This is a genomic window from Parvibaculum sp., assembly GCF_045863935.1.
Lineage (GTDB): Bacteria > Pseudomonadota > Alphaproteobacteria > Parvibaculales > Parvibaculaceae > Parvibaculum.
The window spans coordinates 53,454-68,980 of record NZ_BTVP01000019.1; the positions used below are offsets into that span (position 1 = coordinate 53,454).

Here is a 15,527-nt window from a genome sequence, read left to right on the forward strand (position 1 = left end):
CGCCTAGAACAGCGTGCTCATGTTGGTCGCGCGAATGAGCGTCTGGTCGAGATAGATTTCCCGCCCGCAAAGCTTCAGCGCGCCGTCGACACGCCTCAGCCTGTCCACCCGCCGGCCGACCCACATGCTCTCCTCGGTGTTGAGGCGGCTGCGGTAGAGCAGAAAGGCCACCTCCACGCCGATCTCGTTGCCTTCGACTTCCATGATCCGCACGTTGCTCACGATATGGCGCGTGCGTGACGGCGGATCTTCCGACCAGGACGAACCCGACTCCATCTTGGCAATCCGCATGGCAAGCGCTGCCTTGCCATCGTCGTAGAAGGACATGTCGCCGCGTTTCGTGAACTCGCGGTCGATATCCGATAGCGTCACCGTGCGCCGGATCGGCATCCAGTAGGTGCAATCCTCCGTCCAGAGGTCGAGCCAGGTCCGGTATGCGCGCCCGTCGATCATGGCGGCTTCCGCGTAGAGGAACTGTTCGATCTCGAACTGAAGCTCCATGCGTTGCTGAAAGGAAAGAGCGTCGGGACCGGCCGTTTCGGCCTGCTCTGTCTTTACCTGCGACATCACACCCTCCCCTGCGGGACCGGAGAACGGTTGGCCTTCAGGTCCGCCCAGTCGTCGGCCGTCATCCAGTCCATCCAGTTGCGGTAGAGCCAGCGCTGCGCATGTTCGCTGATCGCGGTTTCGACGCGCGCGGCGCCTGCGGCGTCGGTCATGACCTCGTCATGGCCGAGGCCCATCGCGAGGTGGTGGCGATAGCTCCGCGAGACCACGCCGCGCGAGGTACGCGTGCTCTGGCTCCAGTTTTCGCCATCGTCCTGCTCGAGCATGCCGGCCGGGCCGAAGAGATGCGCGTTGAAGGCGATCTGCTTCTTTCTTATCTCCTCGGGCAAACCCTTGGGCAGGAAGGTGAACCACCAGATTTCCGTTGCGAAAGGTCCGCGCGGCAGGCGCAGCGAAAGCTGCGTGCCGTTCGTCGAGACCCAGAGGTTCGGGAAGATGTTGGGATGGCCCATGCAGCGCACGCCGGTGGGGCCGAGCAGGTCCCGCGCGGCGCTGGGGCGCGGCGGTGCCACGGGCTTGTCCGGATTCTTGAGCATTCCCTCCGCCACGACGGCAAGCCGCTCCTCATCCGTCATAGCGTCGATTTCCGCCTGCCTTTCCTCGGGAATGACCGGGCCGCTGATTGCGTGCCCGTATTCTCCAAACATCACTATCTGGTTGTTCGGATGCAGGATTGCCGCGAGGTCCATGAAGCCCGCAATGCCTGCGGAAGCATGGCTGTATTGCACGTGATACCAGTCGAACAGATTATCGACGGCGATCTTCCAGTTGCAGTCGATGACGTTCTTCTGGACGCCGTCCACGGCTTCGACCGGGCCGTTGGCAACGAGGAGCCCCAGGCCGATGCGACCGACCTCACCGAGATAATCGTGAAGCGGCGGCGCGGCGGGATCGAGCGTCGCGAAGTAGAAGCCATGGAAGTGATCGACCTGCGCCGCCTTGGCGAGGCCCCATTGCGACTTGTCGAAGTCCTTGCGGTAGTAGGACGACAGGCCCGGCACACCGATCAGGTCGCCGTTCAGGTCGTAGTTCCAGCCGTGATAGGAGCAGACGAACGATTTGGCGTTGCCCTGTTCGGCGCGGCAAAGCGCGTTGCCACGATGACGGCAGGTATTGAGGAGCACCTGCACCTCGCCCTGCCTGTCGCGGACGACGATGACCTGGTCCTCGCCGATATAGTTGATGAAGTAGTCGCCTGGATTCGGGATATGGCTTTCGTGGCACATGAAGTTCCATGCGCGCGCGTAGATATTCTTCATCTCCAGGTCGTAAAGCGCCTGGTCGGCAAAGACCCGCCGGTCCAGCGTTCCACTCTGCGGATCGAAGCAGGACCTGATTTCGGACTTGTCTGGAACACTCCCCGGCTCTTGCACCAAATCCATGGAATTCTCCCTCCTCCTCATGTCCGCTCTTCGGCTCACGCCGGCGGCGGCTCGTTGCGGAAAGGATGCAGGAGGCAGGGCGGATACGCGTAACCACCCCGTCCATAAAAATTGATAATTCGTCCGGAAATGTGGAGCGTTCGGCGCTTATGCCAAGCGGGCAGGAACAGATACCGCGCGATTTCGTCTGATTTGGGAGAAGCCGGAGAGGTCCCTCCGTGGAGCGAACCAAACTGGCGCTCAACACGTTCCATCGTTCCCCACTCATCAAGAAGAGGAGCTTTCCATGCCCGCGAAGTCGAAATCCCAGCAGATGGCCGCGGGAGCGGCGCTTGCCGCCAAGCGCGGTGACAAGAAGAAGAGCGAACTCAAAGGCGCCTCGAAGTCCATGGCCGCGTCCATGAGCAAGAAGGAACTCGAGGAAATGGCTTCGACGAAGCGGAAGGGCAAGCCGCAGAAGAAGAGCAAGAAATAGCGGCCTGGCCATTCGCAGGGTTGGACGCCGATCAGCCGTACCGCACCAGTGGGGACTTGACCGGGACGAGGCACCGGTTTATTCATAAAAGATACCAACTGGTCGGTTTATATAAAAAATGGCGGAAAACCTCGAGAAAACAGACCTTCCAGCGGCAACGGCGGTCCATGATGGGCGGCTTGCCCGCGGCAGCCGTACGCGCCAGGCCCTGCTCGATGCCGCCTTTTTCGAGATTTACGAACAAGGGTTCCGCTCTGCCAGCTTGAACGAGATCATCCGGAAGGCCGGCTGCACCAAAGGTTCGCTCTACCATCATTTCCCCGACAAACACGCGCTCGGCCTTGCCGCCGTCGCGGAGCATATGGGCGCGCATATCGATCAGACATGGATCAAGCCGCTCGCCAGCACGGACGATCCGCTCACCTCGATCCGCCTCATCATCAAACGGTACGCCAATGAGGAATTGGGCATCGCCCCGCTGCGCGGCTGTCCGTTCCAGAACCTTTCGCAGGAAATGTCGGGGATCGACAAGGACTTCCAGTCCTATTTCACGGAACTGTTCAACCGGTGGCGCGGCTCAATCGCAGCCGCCCTCGTGAGGGGGCAGGCAAAGGGCACGGTACGCAAGGATATCGACCCCGAATGCGTCGCGACACTCGTTGTCGCGAGCCATCAGGGCGTCACAAGCATGATCAAGGCGACGCAGGACAGAAATGTCGGGCTGTCGGCCGCTACAGCATTCTTCGATTACCTGGAAAGCCTGCGGCCATAGTGTCCGCAGGGCGTTGGGAGTGAGGCTCATGAACAATTGGGTGGTGGCTTACGGCAGGCTTGTTGTGAAGCTTCGCTGGTTCGTGGTTCTGGCGGCTATCGCAGGCGCGCTGTTTCTCGCCAGCGGCGGGCGCTTCATTGAATTCTCCAACGACTACCGGTACTTCTTCACCGAACAGAATCCGAACCTCCAGGCCTTCGAGCGGCTGGAGCGAACCTATACCAGTCCCGACACGCTGCTCTGGGTGCTTCGTCCGAACGAGGGCAAGATCACCACGCCTGAACGCCTTGCCATCGTGAAGGAGATCACCGAGCGCGCCTGGCAGACGCCCTTTTCGATCCGCGTCGACAGCCTCACGAACTACCAGCATACCCGCGCAGAGAACGACGACCTGACGGTGCGCGACCTTGTCGAGAGCCCGCAAGCCCTCACACAGGCGCAGGCCGATGCGGTGGGCGCCATCGCACTCGGGGAACCCGTCATCGCAAACCGTCTCATTTCGGACGACGAAACGACGACGGCGATCGTCGCGACGCTGAAGATGCCGCGCGACGACCAGGTTGCGACGTCCGGCGTCATGACCTATGCACGCGAACTGCTCGCCGACATGCGGGCGAAGCATCCCGAAATCCGCTTTGAACTGACCGGCTCCGTCGCCTTGTCCAGTTCCTTTTCGGAAGCGGCTCAAAGGGATCTGAAAACGCTGACGCCGGCCATGTATCTGGTGCTGGCGCTGACCGTCTATTTCCTCACCCGTTCGATCCCGGGCACCATCGCCACCATCATGGTGGTCACGCTGTCTGCGGCGGCGGCCATGGGGCTCGTCATGGGCTGGTTCGGCGTCAAGCTCACGCCGCCCTCCTCCGGCGCGCCGACCATCATTCTCACCATTGCCGTGGCCGACTCGATCCACATTCTCGTGACAATGCTTGTCGAGATGCGGCGAGGCCGGGAAAAGTTCGACGCCATCGTGGAAAGCCTGCGCGTCAACTGGGGGCCTGTCTTCCTGACCAGCGTGACGACGGCGATAGGCTTTGCGAGCCTCAATTTCTCGGATGCCCCGCCCTTCCGCGATCTCGGCAACACGGCAGCGGCCGGTGCGGTGATCGCCTGGGTCCTGTCGGTAACGCTGCTGCCGGCAATCGCCGCCATCCTGCCGATGAAGGCACAGGGTACACTGACACGGCAAAGCGAGTTCATGGAGCGCTTCGCCGAATTCGTGATCGGCAATCGCCGCATGCTGCTGGTCGCCACGGCCGTCGTCATCGTCGGATTCACGACGCTGCTGCCGCGCTTCACGTTCAATGACCGCTTCGTGACCTATTTCGACGACAGGATGGAGTTCCGGGTCGCTTCCGACTGGGCGGCAGATCACCTCACCGGTATCTACCAGATCAGTTATTCGCTTTCCTCCGGCGAAACCGGTGGCGTTTCCAATCCGGAATACGTGGCGAAGCTCGAAGAATTTGCGAACTGGTTCCGGGAGCAACCGGAGGTCGTTCATGTCTCGACCTTCTCCGACGTCATGAAGCGCATCAACAAGAGCATGCATGGCGACGACGAGAGCTACTACCGCGTGCCGGACGACCGGCAAATGGCGGCGCAGTTCCTGCTCCTCTACGAGATGTCGCTTCCTTACGGGCTCGACCTCAACGACCAGATCAACGTGGACAAATCGTCCACCAAACTCACGCTGACGCTGACCGATGTATCGACCGCCCAGATGCAGGACCTCATCAACCGGGCCGATGCGTGGCTCAGGAAAAACGCACCGGAACATATGTATTCCTATCCGGCCGGGCAGTCCGTCATGTTTGCGTTCATCGGGCGCAATAATTTCAACTCCATGACGACCGGAACGGCGATCGCGCTCATTCTGATTTCGGCTTGCCTGATGCTGGCTCTCCGTAATCTCAAGCTTGGACTGATAAGCCTCGTCCCGAACCTGACGCCGCCGCTCGTGTCGTTTGGCATCCTCGCCCTGTTCACGGCTGAAGTCGGCTTCTGGTCCACCTTCGTGATCGCGACAGCGCTCGGTCTCATCGTCGATGCAACAGTGCACTTTCTCTCCAAGTACCGCAGAGCGAGCATCGAACAGGGCAAATCGCCGGAAGACAGCGTGCGTTACGCCTTCTCGACGGTCGGCACCGCGCTTTGGGTATCGACCTTCGTTCTGGTCGTCGGCTTCGCCATTCTGGCCTTGTCACCGTTCAAGGTGAACGCGATGCTGGGCATCATGGTGGCGCTGACCGTCGCCGTGGCGCTCGTTATCGACTTCCTTCTTCTGCCGTCGTTGCTCATCACGGTCGACCGCCGCAAGAATGCGGTCGCGCCGGCGGATGCGGCGGCAACGTCTCCGGCGGAATAGACCGGGCCACGCCAATAGGACAAAATCTCTCTACCGGAGAGCAGGGATAAACTGGAGGATCAAATGCGTATACAAGACCTACCTCGTGGCCGCGTCGTGGCGGCCGTCGCTCTCGCCGCACTGATGCTGGCGCCCGCCACCGTTCGCGCGGCCGGCAGCGTGTCCCTGCCCGACGATCCCGCCGCCAGGGGGCTTGCGATCGCCGAAGCGACCGATCGCAGCAATCAAGGCTTCGGCGACACCAAGGCCTCGATGAAGATGATCCTCGAGAATGCCTACGGTGAGACAAGCGAGCGCGAATTGCGTTCCATGACGCTCGAGAATTCGAATGCCGAGGAAGGCGACTGGACGCTGAACGTCTTCGACAAGCCGCGCGATGTGGACGGCACGGCGCTGCTCACCTATGCGAAAATTCTCGAGCCGGACGATCAGTGGATGTACCTGCCGGCCGTCAAACGCGTGAAGCGCATTTCCTCGGTCAACAAATCCGGCCCCTTCATGGGCAGCGAATTTGCATTCGAGGACTTCTCGTCCACCGAAGTCGGCAAGTACAGCTACAAATGGCTGAGAGACGAGGCCTGTCCTGCGCCTGTGGCCGACCGCACCTGTCATGTGACCGAACGCTACCCCGAATACGAGCATTCGGGATATACGCGCCAGACCGTATGGACAGACACGACCGACTATCAACCGCGCCGGATCGAGTACTTCGACCGCAAGGATCAACTTCTGAAGACCCTTACATTCGACGATTACCGTCTCTATAAGGACAAGTTCTGGCGCGCACATGATCTCTTCATGGAGAACGTCGTCACGGGGAAATCGACCCGGCTGACCTGGGAACAATACAGCTTCGGCAACGGGTTGACGCAGAACGACTTCAGCACCAACGCGCTCAAGCGCGCCCGCTGAGCGAAAATGAGGCTTGAACGCCACGATCCAAAGTACCTGTCTGGCACTGCGGATCGTGGCGACCGAGGGTGGGGGATCGAATGAAATTCGGAGTTATCGGCGCGACAACGGCGCTGGCGATTGCAATGACCGCAACGGCAGCCTATGCCGACGAAATCCGTGTGACCGGCTATGTGGAACCGGAGTTGCAGCTCTTCACCCAAAGCGCCAGCGGCAACGAACAGCGCCGATGGAACACCTCTGCCGCGGCCGAAGTGACGTTCGAAAGTTTCTGGGACAATTCGAACCAGTGGATCGTCGTGAAGCCCTTCGCGCGATGGGACCTGCGCGATGGAAACCGCTCTCATGTCGACATGCGCGAGGCAAAATATGCCCGCGTCATCGACAATTGGGAATTCCACGTCGGCATGGACAAGATCTTCTGGGGCGTGACCGAAGCGGTCCATCTCGTCGACATCGTCAACCAGACGGACCTCGTGGAAAGCATCGACGGCGAAGAAAAACTAGGCCAGCCGATGGCAATGGTCTCTTCCACATGGGAGATCGGCACCTTCACAGGCTATTTGCTGCCCTACTTCCGCGAACGCACCTTTCCGAGCCTGTCCGGCCGGCCGGCCTTCGACATTCCCGTCGATGAAACGCAGACGAAATACGAGAGCGGCGCGAAGCAGCAGCATCTCGACTTTGCCCTGCGCTACAGCAACACGTTCGACATCTGGGATGTGGGGGTAAGCTATTTTCGGGGTACGAACCGAAATCCCGTGATGGTTCCGGGCCTCGATTCCGGCGGGCGGCTGGTCCTCATCCCCTACTACGTGCAGACCGACCGCGTCAGCACGGATATCCAGGCAACGTCCGGCGCATGGCTCTACAAGTTCGAAGGCTTCTGGCAGGACCAGCTCGACGAGCAGAACCTGCAGGCAACCGGCGGCATCGAATACACATTGTATGGAATCTTCGACACGCCATCCGATGCCGGTCTCGTCGCGGAATATGTCTGGGACGACCGCGGCGCGAACAACCAGAACCCGTTCGCAAACGACCTCTTCCTGGCGCTGCGCTGGACACCCAACGACGAGGCCTCCACAGCCGTTCTCGCCGGCACGACAGTCGATCTCGACACGCAGGCCTTCGGATTTTCCGTGGAGGCGGAACGGCGCTTCGGCGAGGATTACTTCGTCAGCCTCGAAGCACGCTTCTTCGGCAACGTACCGCGCTCGGACCCGGTCTTCTCCTACAGCGACGACGACTTCATCCAGCTTCGCATCGCGCGGTATTTCTGAAACCAGGCCGGGAAATCGGGTCGGGAAACGCGCACCCTAATTTTGGGAGCGTGACGCTGCCCCGAACTCGATGACGTTTTCATGACATTTCGATGACAGTCGGGGGTACTTATCCCCGTACATAAGCCAATTCCGTCATGCGGCAACGAGCGAATATTCCTCGAAGTCCGGATGGCGCATCTGCCACCAGTATCGCGCGGTGAAGCTCGACCAGTTGTTGGTGACCTTGCCGTCCGCTGTCTTGTACCAGCTTGAGCAGCCCGCCGCCCAGACCGTCTTCTGCATGTCCTGCTGCAGTTCACGGTTGAAGCTCTCCATCGCCTCCTTGCGGACATCGAGGTAGCGCAGCTTGCTGTTGCGAAGTGCCGCGACGCATTGCGCGATGTAGTTCGCCTGGCACTCGATCATGAAGATGATCGAGTTGTGTCCGAGGTTTGTGTTGGGTCCATAGAGCATGAAGAAATTAGGAAAGCCCGCCACCGCGACACCGCGATGCGCCTCGGCGCCGCGCGCCCAGACATCGTTCAGGTCCAGGTTGTTGCGGCCGGTAATCTTCATCGGCGCCAGAAAGTCTGTCGATTCAAATCCCGTCGCGTGGATGATGACGTCCACGGGATGGGAAACGCCATCTTCCGTCAAGATGGCATCCGCGGTGATCTTTGCAATGTGACTCGTCTCGACCTCGACATTGTCGCGCGCGAGTGTGGGATACCAGTCGTTCGTGAGCAGGATGCGCTTGCAGCCGGCGGGATAATCGGGCGTCAGCTTCTTGCGGAGCTCGGGATCCTCGATGTGGGTCTCCATCTCCTTCAACGCCGCCCTTTCGAAGAGCTTGCCGAAGAAACTGCCCTGCACGAAAGCCAGGTAGTTGCGTTCGAGCATCATCCAGGTCCACCAGCGCTGCAGTCGCGCAAGCGCGGGGATGGCGCGGTGGAGCTTCTTCTCGAAATCCGTGAAGGGACGATCCGGTTTCGGCACGCACCAGTTCGGTGTGCGCTGGAAGATGGTGAGCTTGCTGGCCCTGGGCGCGATTTCGGGCACGAACTGGATCGCGCTGGCGCCGTTGCCGATCACGCCGACGCGCTTGCCCGCGAGATCGACGTCGTGGTCCCAGCGCGCTGAATGAAAGGCGGCGCCCTTGAAGTCGTCGAGACCTTCGATTTTTGGATAGGCCGGACGGTTGAGCTGGCCGACGCCCGAAATCAGGACGTTCGCCGTGAACGCCTCACCGGCCGCGCTGCGTATGTGCCAGAGGCCCTCGGCCTCGTCGAAACGCGCTTCCACGATCTCGGTATTGAAATGGATATGCGGCAGGAGACGGTACTTGCGGGCAACCGTCTCGAAATACTCGACGATTTCCGGCTGGGGAGCGAACTTGCGGCTCCAGTCCGGCTTCGGTTCGAAGGAATAGGAATAGAGCATCGAGGGCACGTCGCAGCCCGACCCTGGATAGGTGTTGTCGCGCCAGGTACCGCCGACGCTGCCCGCCTTTTCGAAGATCGTGAAGGTTTCGACACCCGCGTTGCGGAGTTTGATGGCCATGCAGAGGCCCGCCGCGCCCGCGCCCAGAATGGCGACGCTCAAGGGGCGCGTCTTCACATCCGTTCCCTCGACAAGCGACCTGATGGACTCTCCCACCGACCTTCTCCCTGACTCAATTCGTTATCCGTCCCGCCCCATTTAATGCAAAGGCGGCAGTCCGGCAAACGGGACAAGTCAGAAAAGAAAAAGCCCCGCCGCGTCCCGGTGGAGACGCTGCGGGGCTCTTCCGAGCCGCTTCCGAAGGATCAGAAGCGGTAACCGACACCGAAGCCGACGACCCAGGGGTCGAGGTCGACATCGGCGGTGATGGCGCCACCGTTGATGGACACGTCGGTGGAGAGGAAGATCTTTTTCACGTCGACGTTCAGGTACCAGTTGTCCGCGACCGCGTAATCGACACCGGCCTGCAGGGCGAAGCCGAAGGCGTTGTCGTAGTCGATGCTGGTGACGGCACCGCCCGGCGCGTCTTCATTGTAGAAGATCGTGTAGTTCACACCCGCGCCGACATAGGGGCTCAAGCGCTCCTTGGGCATGGGGTGGTACTGCAGCGTAAGTGTCGGCGGCAGAAGGCTTACTTCGCCGAGGCTGAGGCCCGAGCTGTGCGTGACATCGTGCTTGGTGGTCGCCGCGATGAGCTCAAGGGCGATGTTGTCGGTCAGGAAATAGCTGAAGTCGATTTCCGGCACCCACTCGTTCGACACGTCGACGTCGCCGCCGAGGACGGTAACGGTGGCGGACTCATCCGGGATCACACCGATGGCGCGCGCGCGGACCATGAAGTCGCCCGCGGACTTGCCCTGAAATTCTGCCTGTGCAGGCGCGGCAGCCATGCCCGCCATCATCACCCCCAGCGCGACAGCAGCGACGCCCGCGCCCATTTTCCGTTCGGTCTTCATTTGCGTTCTCCAGTTCGCTGCGCCGGCCCCAGCGGCTCCGCGCAAAGCACTGAGACAAGACTGCGCCCAATAACCACAAAACTTCACCGGTCATTTGGTCGCAGCGGCTGCGCGGAATGTCGCAGCCGCCACAAGGGCTTAAGCCCCAGCGCCGCCGTCAAGTATGTGCATATAGGTGCGTACCTGCTGCACGAAATGGACGGCCTGCCCGCCCCGCGCGGGGCCGTGCTTGAGACCTTCCGCATACGCCGCATTGCTCAAAAGCGGCAGAACACGGCGGATATCCGTCCAACTGTCGCGGTCGCGGCCGAGGCGCGCGGCAAGCGCACGCGCATCGTAGACATGACCGAGGCCCATGTTCCAGGCGGCGAGCGCGAACCAGGTGCGATCCGGCTCCTCGACGCTGACGGGAATTCTGCTTTTCAGATCAGCGAGATAGCGCGCGGCGGCGTCGATGCTCTCAATGGGATCGAGACGGTTCGAGACACCGAGCTCGCGCGCCGTCTGCTCGGTCAGCATCATGAAACCGCGCACGCCGGTGGGGCTTCTCGCCTCCGGATCCCAATGCGACTCCTGATAGGCGACAGCCGCAAGTAGTTGCCACGAAAGGCCATTTTGCCGCGCGGCGCGACGGATGGCCTTTTCATAGTCTGGCAGGCGTTCGTCGATCGCACGCTTGAAGGCGCGGATGTCGACATAGTCGAAGAGCGGCAGGAAACCGAAGAAGCGCCGCTCCAGCGCGGCAAGGGCCCCCGATTTCTTCGTGCCCGCGAACCAGAGGCGAAGGGGCTCCTTGAGGTCTTCGGAGCCCGGTGCCAGAAACCAGCCGAGCGGCATTTCTCCTGTTAGATCAAAGGCTTCGGCGAGTTCAGGGTGGTAGGGATTGATCACCCGCAAGAGGAGCCCGTCCGTCGCCGCGCAGTCGTAACCGCCCGCCGCGACGCGAGCGAGCAAATCCTCCGTAGGCTGATTTTCGAGACGGAGCGTGACATCCTCCACCCCCTCGAGGGCGGCGGCGAGCGCCTCGGCGGCGGGCGTGCCGGCCGAGGCCACGACGGACAAGCCCTTGAGATCGTTCACTTTTCTCGGACGCGGCAGATCGCGGCGGCAGGCGAGGCGCTGCTTCACCGTCTCGTATTCCGCGCCGACGGCGAAGGCTTGCCTGCGGGCGGGCGTGACGGCGAGGGCGGCGGCGGCGACATGGCCCTTGCGCGCCGCGAGCGCCTTCATAAGTCCTTGTTCCGTCTCGTAAATCCGGAACTCGACCTCAACCCCGAGCGACTTTCCGAGACGCGTCATCATCTCGTATTCGAAGCCGGTTCGCCCCTCCACACCCTCATAGAGAGCGGTCGGCGCCTCGCGCGTCAGCACCACGAGCTTCCCGGATTCCTTAATGTTCTCAATGCCTTGGGGAACAGGCGGCACATAGACATAGAGGTAGAGGAACTGGTTCGCGCCGAAAAGCGCGAGCAGCACGGGCACGATCCAGGGAACACGGCTGCGGCGCCAATGCGGCGTGAGACGCGCCGCCGCCAGCGCCGTGAGGCGCGCCACCCAAGCCGTTGATATGGCCCGAAAATTTCGCAAACAGCCCGCCACACATGACCGCACAGGCAGGGAGATTAGCACAGGATCACACGGATCGCCGCCGGCGCGCTTATCCCCGCAGGCGGGGACAAGGCCAGGCGACTGTCATCGAAATGTCATCCGACTGTCACAAAGCGCGTTTCATTTAGTTTGTGTACGGATTATATGCGGATATCCCCGCTCACCGGAGGGCGCCGGCGGGAACCGGAAAAGCGGGGACTTGTCCCCGCCGGGGACAAGCACCTGGCCACTGTCATCGGAATGTCACGCAACTGTCACAATGGCGAATGCGCATTCCACCACGGATGGAGGCGGCGGGGATAATCCGCCCTGCCTTCGCCCGCCCTGCCCTCGCGCAGGCGAGCGGCGGAAAATAATCCCCGTGGCTTTCGAGCACTCCGGAGAGGCGCAGAGAAAACTTGTTGAGAATTCGCCGCGGAAGCGAGCGACGGGTCCGAATACGGAAGGACCGCATTGCGCCAAAAGCAATCTTTCGCCCTTGGCGGTCGAAGTCTATTCTCTTCCCAGGACAATGGATGGAAGCCATGAGCGACGCAGTCGGACCCGGCGATCTTGTTCTTTGCGTCAATGCCGCCCCGAACCATGTGACGGGCATGCCGGTGCCTCTACAGGCCGGAGAGACCTACCGCGTTCTCGCCGTCATGGAATTTGCCTGCCCATGCGGGCGTTCCGATGCGCTGCTGGATGTCGGCGTCGATTTCGCGTGGTGCCAGACCCGCTTCCGTCTCCTGCCCAAACCCAAGATGGAGAGCAAACCCCGGCGCGTTTCGGCACCCAAGGAGAACGAGAGGGTTCGCTGAACAGCCGGCGAAGGTCTCACCGAACGGCCCAGATGCGCAATGAGCGGACGGCCGGAATGGAACGGGCCGGCTTTAGCTGCAATAGCCTTCGTCAATTCCCGAGACCGGCGGCTCAACGCAAAGTCGCTTGAGACCGGCGAGATGTTTTGCATCGACATGACCCATCCTGTCGAGATGCGGCCTTCGCGGTGGCGGCGGGCATTGCGCCCGACATCGCGGAAGGCGCGCGGGCGAGCGTCGAGGCGCATCTCGACCTGCTCTCGCCGGAGGAGGACGAGCGCGTGCTGCGCGAGGCGGGGTTTTCCGGCGTGACGATGTTTTATGCGGCGTTCACCTGGCGCGGCTGGGTGAGGTATGCGTGAGGGGGAGAGAGTGGCGGAAAAAGGTTTAGGCACGCAGAGGCGCAGAGACGCGGAGAAGGTTTGTTGGCGCGTCGCGGCGGGGGGAGAACTTGATCCGTATACGGCGGAACTTCAGTGCGCCGGGTGCGGACAAAGACCCTGCATGTTGGCGCTGACCTTGGCGACACGTAACTATTCAGCGAGCCAATCATTCAGCATCTCGATGCGGACAGCGAAATCACGTCCTTCATCCGGCCCACCCTTATGAATGATTCCTGTGACCTTATCATCGCAATTGAGGAGAGGGCCTCCAGACATGCCTTGCGACAGCTTCTGCGTCACTTCGACTAGCTTGACCCCACCCTTGACCGGGAGCGAACTCACCGCCCCATCTCGCACGTTGAGTGCGTCGCCGGGGCCAAAGTCTGGATAACCCAATGCGACTAAAGTGTCAGCGACTGCAATAGGGCGGGTTGAGCGCTCGAGTTCAAAATACTCGGTGGTCGGTATAGCGTGCTTAAGAATTGCTAGATCGCGAGCCGCATCGCGCTTGAGCACTGTCGCCACGAACCTGTTGGCAGGTTTGCTTGGGTGGTAGACTTCGACTGCCTCCGCTCCTTCGACGCAATGGGCAGCGGTCACCAAGCCGACATCCTTGAGAAAGAAGGCGCTGCCTTGAGCCATATCACCCTCGAAATGCTCCACAACCCATACGGCCCGGTCGCGGATTTCGGCCGCAGTCGGCGCCACCTCAATCTTGCGTTCCGGGAAGCTGTTGGAGAATCGGACTGCGACGGCTCGAAACACGGGATCCGATTGACCGCGGATATGCCGAAGCCAAGAAATTTTCCCTTCGATATAATTGCCAAGGTCAGATGTGCCGCTGTATTCGGTCTCGAATTTTTTCTGTGCACCTGCTTTTCCCAATGTCTCCACTGAATGGAGCGTCGCCCGAATATTCCGGACATACCGACGATCCACATTGAGTAGCTCGTTGACTTTGAGTCCCGTAACCATCCGCCGAGAATGCCGATCGGCGTAGTGCACTTTGTCAGGATTTATTGTGAATCCATTGGTGGTAACTATAACGCGCAGTGCCGGGACAAGGACATCCGGTGCGCAATGCCCCGGCGATGGCACCGATCCTTGAAAAAGCGCCGCCATAGACTGGTAGCTTGAAAAAGTTATGTCGTCGGCGTAGCGGGTATAAATACAGCGCACTCCCTTTGCAAAGGCAAGTAGCTGCTTATCCAAGCGAAAACAGATCATGTTGGAAAGAACAGGACTGGTCGGCGCGCCTTGGGGCAGGTGAGCGTTGCTACAACATATTCTTGCAACGATGCTCGACGCACCGCTATCTATACCAAGAGATTCAAGAACGCCAACTACCCGTTTTTCAGTGATCGATGGGAAGAAGTCCTTCAGATCGATGTTAAGTACAGAGCGCTTCCGCAGGTGCGCGCGCGCGTTGGTCTTCACTGACTTCCCGGCAACAAAACCGTGGACAGGATTTCGTACTCGATAGAGTTGATCGAGGAGCAGAGCAATCTTCCGTTGCAGATATTTGAGACGCTTGTCCGGTGCGCTGATAGTCCTCGTCTTGCCTTTCCCTTTGGCGATCTCGAACTGGTGATACATGTGCTCTCGAAACCACCAAATTTTTTTCAGCTCCTCCGCTGACATTCCGAGATAGGTAAGGAGGGCGTCCTCACTCCCCAGCTCAGGAGGGATCGGGAGATAGACAGTGGTGGGTCCAAACGGGTTCGATGGCACGAGGCCTCCCCTCCAATCACGCCAGCGCATCGAAACGTACCGGCGCGCATGACATATCCAGACATTAGCTCTTACGCCGCAGTTGCTACAGCGCGTATGCGAGGGGAGACCTCGAAGAAAAAGTCTATCAACTCACCGCTGCGTTATCCAGCACACTTATGTAGCTCTACCGTACCTTCGGCATACGGATGGTATTGTATGAAGCGGCTTTCTCGTTCGAATAGGTAAACGGAGCAGCGATAAAAATACACCTAGTACCACAATGCCGAATGATGGCTTCGGGTTGGAAGCGGATTGTGTCGACGCGGGTGGGATTCGTTTGCTGCGACCTGGATTGGATCGCGGGAATTCCTGCTTTCTCCCTGCGCTGCTACGCAGCTTCGGGAGACAGGTCGCCGGGATGAGACCTTGTTTTTTTGAGCGGCGCGAGGGGTGCGGGCGCCCCCGCCCCCGCCCCAAACGGCTTGCAGCCGTTTGACTGCCCTTCGCTGTGCTCCGGGCGTTCGACACTCGAAAAGGTCCCCCGGACCTTTTCGCTCGCTTGCGCGAGACGTTCCTCACCCCCGAGGGGAGGGTGGGAGACATATGCGCTCCGGGCGTTCGACACTCGAAAAGGTCCCCCGGACCTTTTCGCTCGCTTGCGCGAGACGTTCCTCACCCCCGTGGGGAGGGTGGGGAAAATATGTGCTTTCGGCGTTCAGTATACGGAAGACACCGGCTTTCGCCGGTGCAGGCGTGGATGGCCCGCATGACGCCACTGCTGTCCGGTTTAATTTTCAATCCCGAATTTAACCGTCATGACCCGGCC

13 protein-coding genes are annotated in these 15,527 nt (G+C 60.5%); 7 read left to right on the forward strand and 6 right to left on the reverse strand.

Features of this window, described 5'->3' with window-relative positions; translation table 11 throughout:
* Positions 1–3: 3 nt before the first annotated feature.
* Both ACKUUH_RS09915 and ACKUUH_RS09920 read right to left on the reverse strand, forming a co-directional pair.
* On the reverse strand, positions 4–567 hold the full coding sequence (locus ACKUUH_RS09915) for an aromatic-ring-hydroxylating dioxygenase subunit beta (protein WP_407949749.1): 564 nt from the start codon (positions 565–567) through the stop codon (positions 4–6).
* Entirely contained in the window at positions 567–1,949 is a 1,383-nt protein-coding gene (locus ACKUUH_RS09920; RefSeq protein WP_407949750.1) for an aromatic ring-hydroxylating oxygenase subunit alpha, read from the reverse strand. Before ACKUUH_RS09920 ends, ACKUUH_RS09915 begins: the two co-directional genes overlap by 1 nt.
* 286 nt (positions 1,950–2,235) lie before the next feature.
* Between ACKUUH_RS09920 and ACKUUH_RS09925 the strand changes: the two genes are divergently transcribed.
* From ACKUUH_RS09925 to ACKUUH_RS09945, 5 genes are all read left to right on the forward strand, one after another.
* Positions 2,236–2,424: a DUF3008 family protein gene (locus ACKUUH_RS09925; protein WP_407949751.1), complete on the forward strand. Its 189-nt coding sequence runs from the start codon at positions 2,236–2,238 to the stop codon at positions 2,422–2,424.
* 118 nt (positions 2,425–2,542) lie between these two features.
* A complete protein-coding gene (locus tag ACKUUH_RS09930) occupies positions 2,543–3,196 on the forward strand; it encodes a TetR/AcrR family transcriptional regulator (RefSeq protein ID WP_407949752.1) in 654 nt (217 codons plus the stop codon).
* Between the two features lie 28 nt (positions 3,197–3,224).
* On the forward strand, positions 3,225–5,564 hold the full coding sequence (locus ACKUUH_RS09935; protein ID WP_407949753.1) for an efflux RND transporter permease subunit: 2,340 nt from the start codon (positions 3,225–3,227) through the stop codon (positions 5,562–5,564).
* Between the two features lie 63 nt (positions 5,565–5,627).
* Positions 5,628–6,476: an outer membrane lipoprotein-sorting protein gene (locus tag ACKUUH_RS09940; RefSeq protein WP_407949754.1), complete on the forward strand. Its 849-nt coding sequence runs from the start codon at positions 5,628–5,630 to the stop codon at positions 6,474–6,476.
* A gap of 80 nt (positions 6,477–6,556) precedes the next feature.
* Entirely contained in the window at positions 6,557–7,759 is a 1,203-nt protein-coding gene (locus ACKUUH_RS09945) for a hypothetical protein (protein WP_407949755.1), read from the forward strand.
* 135 nt (positions 7,760–7,894) lie between these two features.
* Here the strand turns inward: ACKUUH_RS09945 and ACKUUH_RS09950 are convergent, their stop codons facing one another.
* The 3 genes from ACKUUH_RS09950 to mltF all read right to left on the reverse strand — a co-directional run bounded on the left by ACKUUH_RS09950 (position 7,895) and on the right by mltF (position 11,751).
* Positions 7,895–9,397: a flavin-containing monooxygenase gene (locus tag ACKUUH_RS09950; RefSeq protein WP_407949756.1), complete on the reverse strand. Its 1,503-nt coding sequence runs from the start codon at positions 9,395–9,397 to the stop codon at positions 7,895–7,897.
* Between the two features lie 149 nt (positions 9,398–9,546).
* Positions 9,547–10,197: an OmpW/AlkL family protein gene (locus ACKUUH_RS09955; protein WP_407949757.1), complete on the reverse strand. Its 651-nt coding sequence runs from the start codon at positions 10,195–10,197 to the stop codon at positions 9,547–9,549.
* 138 nt (positions 10,198–10,335) lie between these two features.
* The gene (gene mltF / locus ACKUUH_RS09960; RefSeq protein ID WP_407949758.1) at positions 10,336–11,751 is read right to left on the reverse strand and encodes a membrane-bound lytic murein transglycosylase MltF; all 1,416 of its coding nucleotides are present in this window, start codon (positions 11,749–11,751) and stop codon (positions 10,336–10,338) included.
* 578 nt (positions 11,752–12,329) lie between these two features.
* On the opposite strand from mltF, the gene ACKUUH_RS09965 reads away from it, so the two are divergent.
* Together ACKUUH_RS09965 and ACKUUH_RS09970 are read left to right on the forward strand one after the other, a co-directional pair.
* Positions 12,330–12,605, forward strand: a complete 276-nt coding sequence (locus ACKUUH_RS09965; RefSeq protein WP_407949759.1) for a hypothetical protein — start codon at positions 12,330–12,332, stop codon at positions 12,603–12,605.
* Positions 12,606–12,793: 188 nt separating this feature from the next.
* Positions 12,794–12,967 carry a hypothetical protein gene (locus ACKUUH_RS09970; RefSeq protein ID WP_407949760.1) on the forward strand — a complete coding sequence of 58 codons (174 nt, stop codon included), beginning with the start codon at positions 12,794–12,796 and terminating at the stop codon, positions 12,965–12,967.
* Between the two features lie 171 nt (positions 12,968–13,138).
* Here ACKUUH_RS09970 and ACKUUH_RS09975 read toward each other — a convergent pair whose 3' ends face one another.
* Positions 13,139–14,719: a reverse transcriptase domain-containing protein gene (locus tag ACKUUH_RS09975; protein WP_407949761.1), complete on the reverse strand. Its 1,581-nt coding sequence runs from the start codon at positions 14,717–14,719 to the stop codon at positions 13,139–13,141.
* Positions 14,720–15,527 lie beyond the last annotated feature (808 nt).

Bases quoted from the DNA above. Each gene is read 5' to 3' on its own strand.
- ACKUUH_RS09935 (WP_407949753.1), top strand. From the start codon at position 3,225: ATGAACAATTGGGTGGTGGCTTACGGCAGGCTTGTTGTGAAGCTTCGC.
- ACKUUH_RS09965 (WP_407949759.1), top strand. From the start codon at position 12,330: ATGAGCGACGCAGTCGGACCCGGCGATCTTGTTCTTTGCGTCAATGCC.
- ACKUUH_RS09915 (WP_407949749.1), bottom strand. From the start codon at position 567: ATGTCGCAGGTAAAGACAGAGCAGGCCGAAACGGCCGGTCCCGACGCT.
- ACKUUH_RS09930 (WP_407949752.1), top strand. From the start codon at position 2,543: ATGGCGGAAAACCTCGAGAAAACAGACCTTCCAGCGGCAACGGCGGTC.
- ACKUUH_RS09945 (WP_407949755.1), top strand. From the start codon at position 6,557: ATGAAATTCGGAGTTATCGGCGCGACAACGGCGCTGGCGATTGCAATG.
- ACKUUH_RS09920 (WP_407949750.1), bottom strand. From the start codon at position 1,949: ATGGATTTGGTGCAAGAGCCGGGGAGTGTTCCAGACAAGTCCGAAATC.
- ACKUUH_RS09940 (WP_407949754.1), top strand. From the start codon at position 5,628: ATGCGTATACAAGACCTACCTCGTGGCCGCGTCGTGGCGGCCGTCGCT.
- ACKUUH_RS09925 (WP_407949751.1), top strand. From the start codon at position 2,236: ATGCCCGCGAAGTCGAAATCCCAGCAGATGGCCGCGGGAGCGGCGCTT.
- ACKUUH_RS09955 (WP_407949757.1), bottom strand. From the start codon at position 10,197: ATGAAGACCGAACGGAAAATGGGCGCGGGCGTCGCTGCTGTCGCGCTG.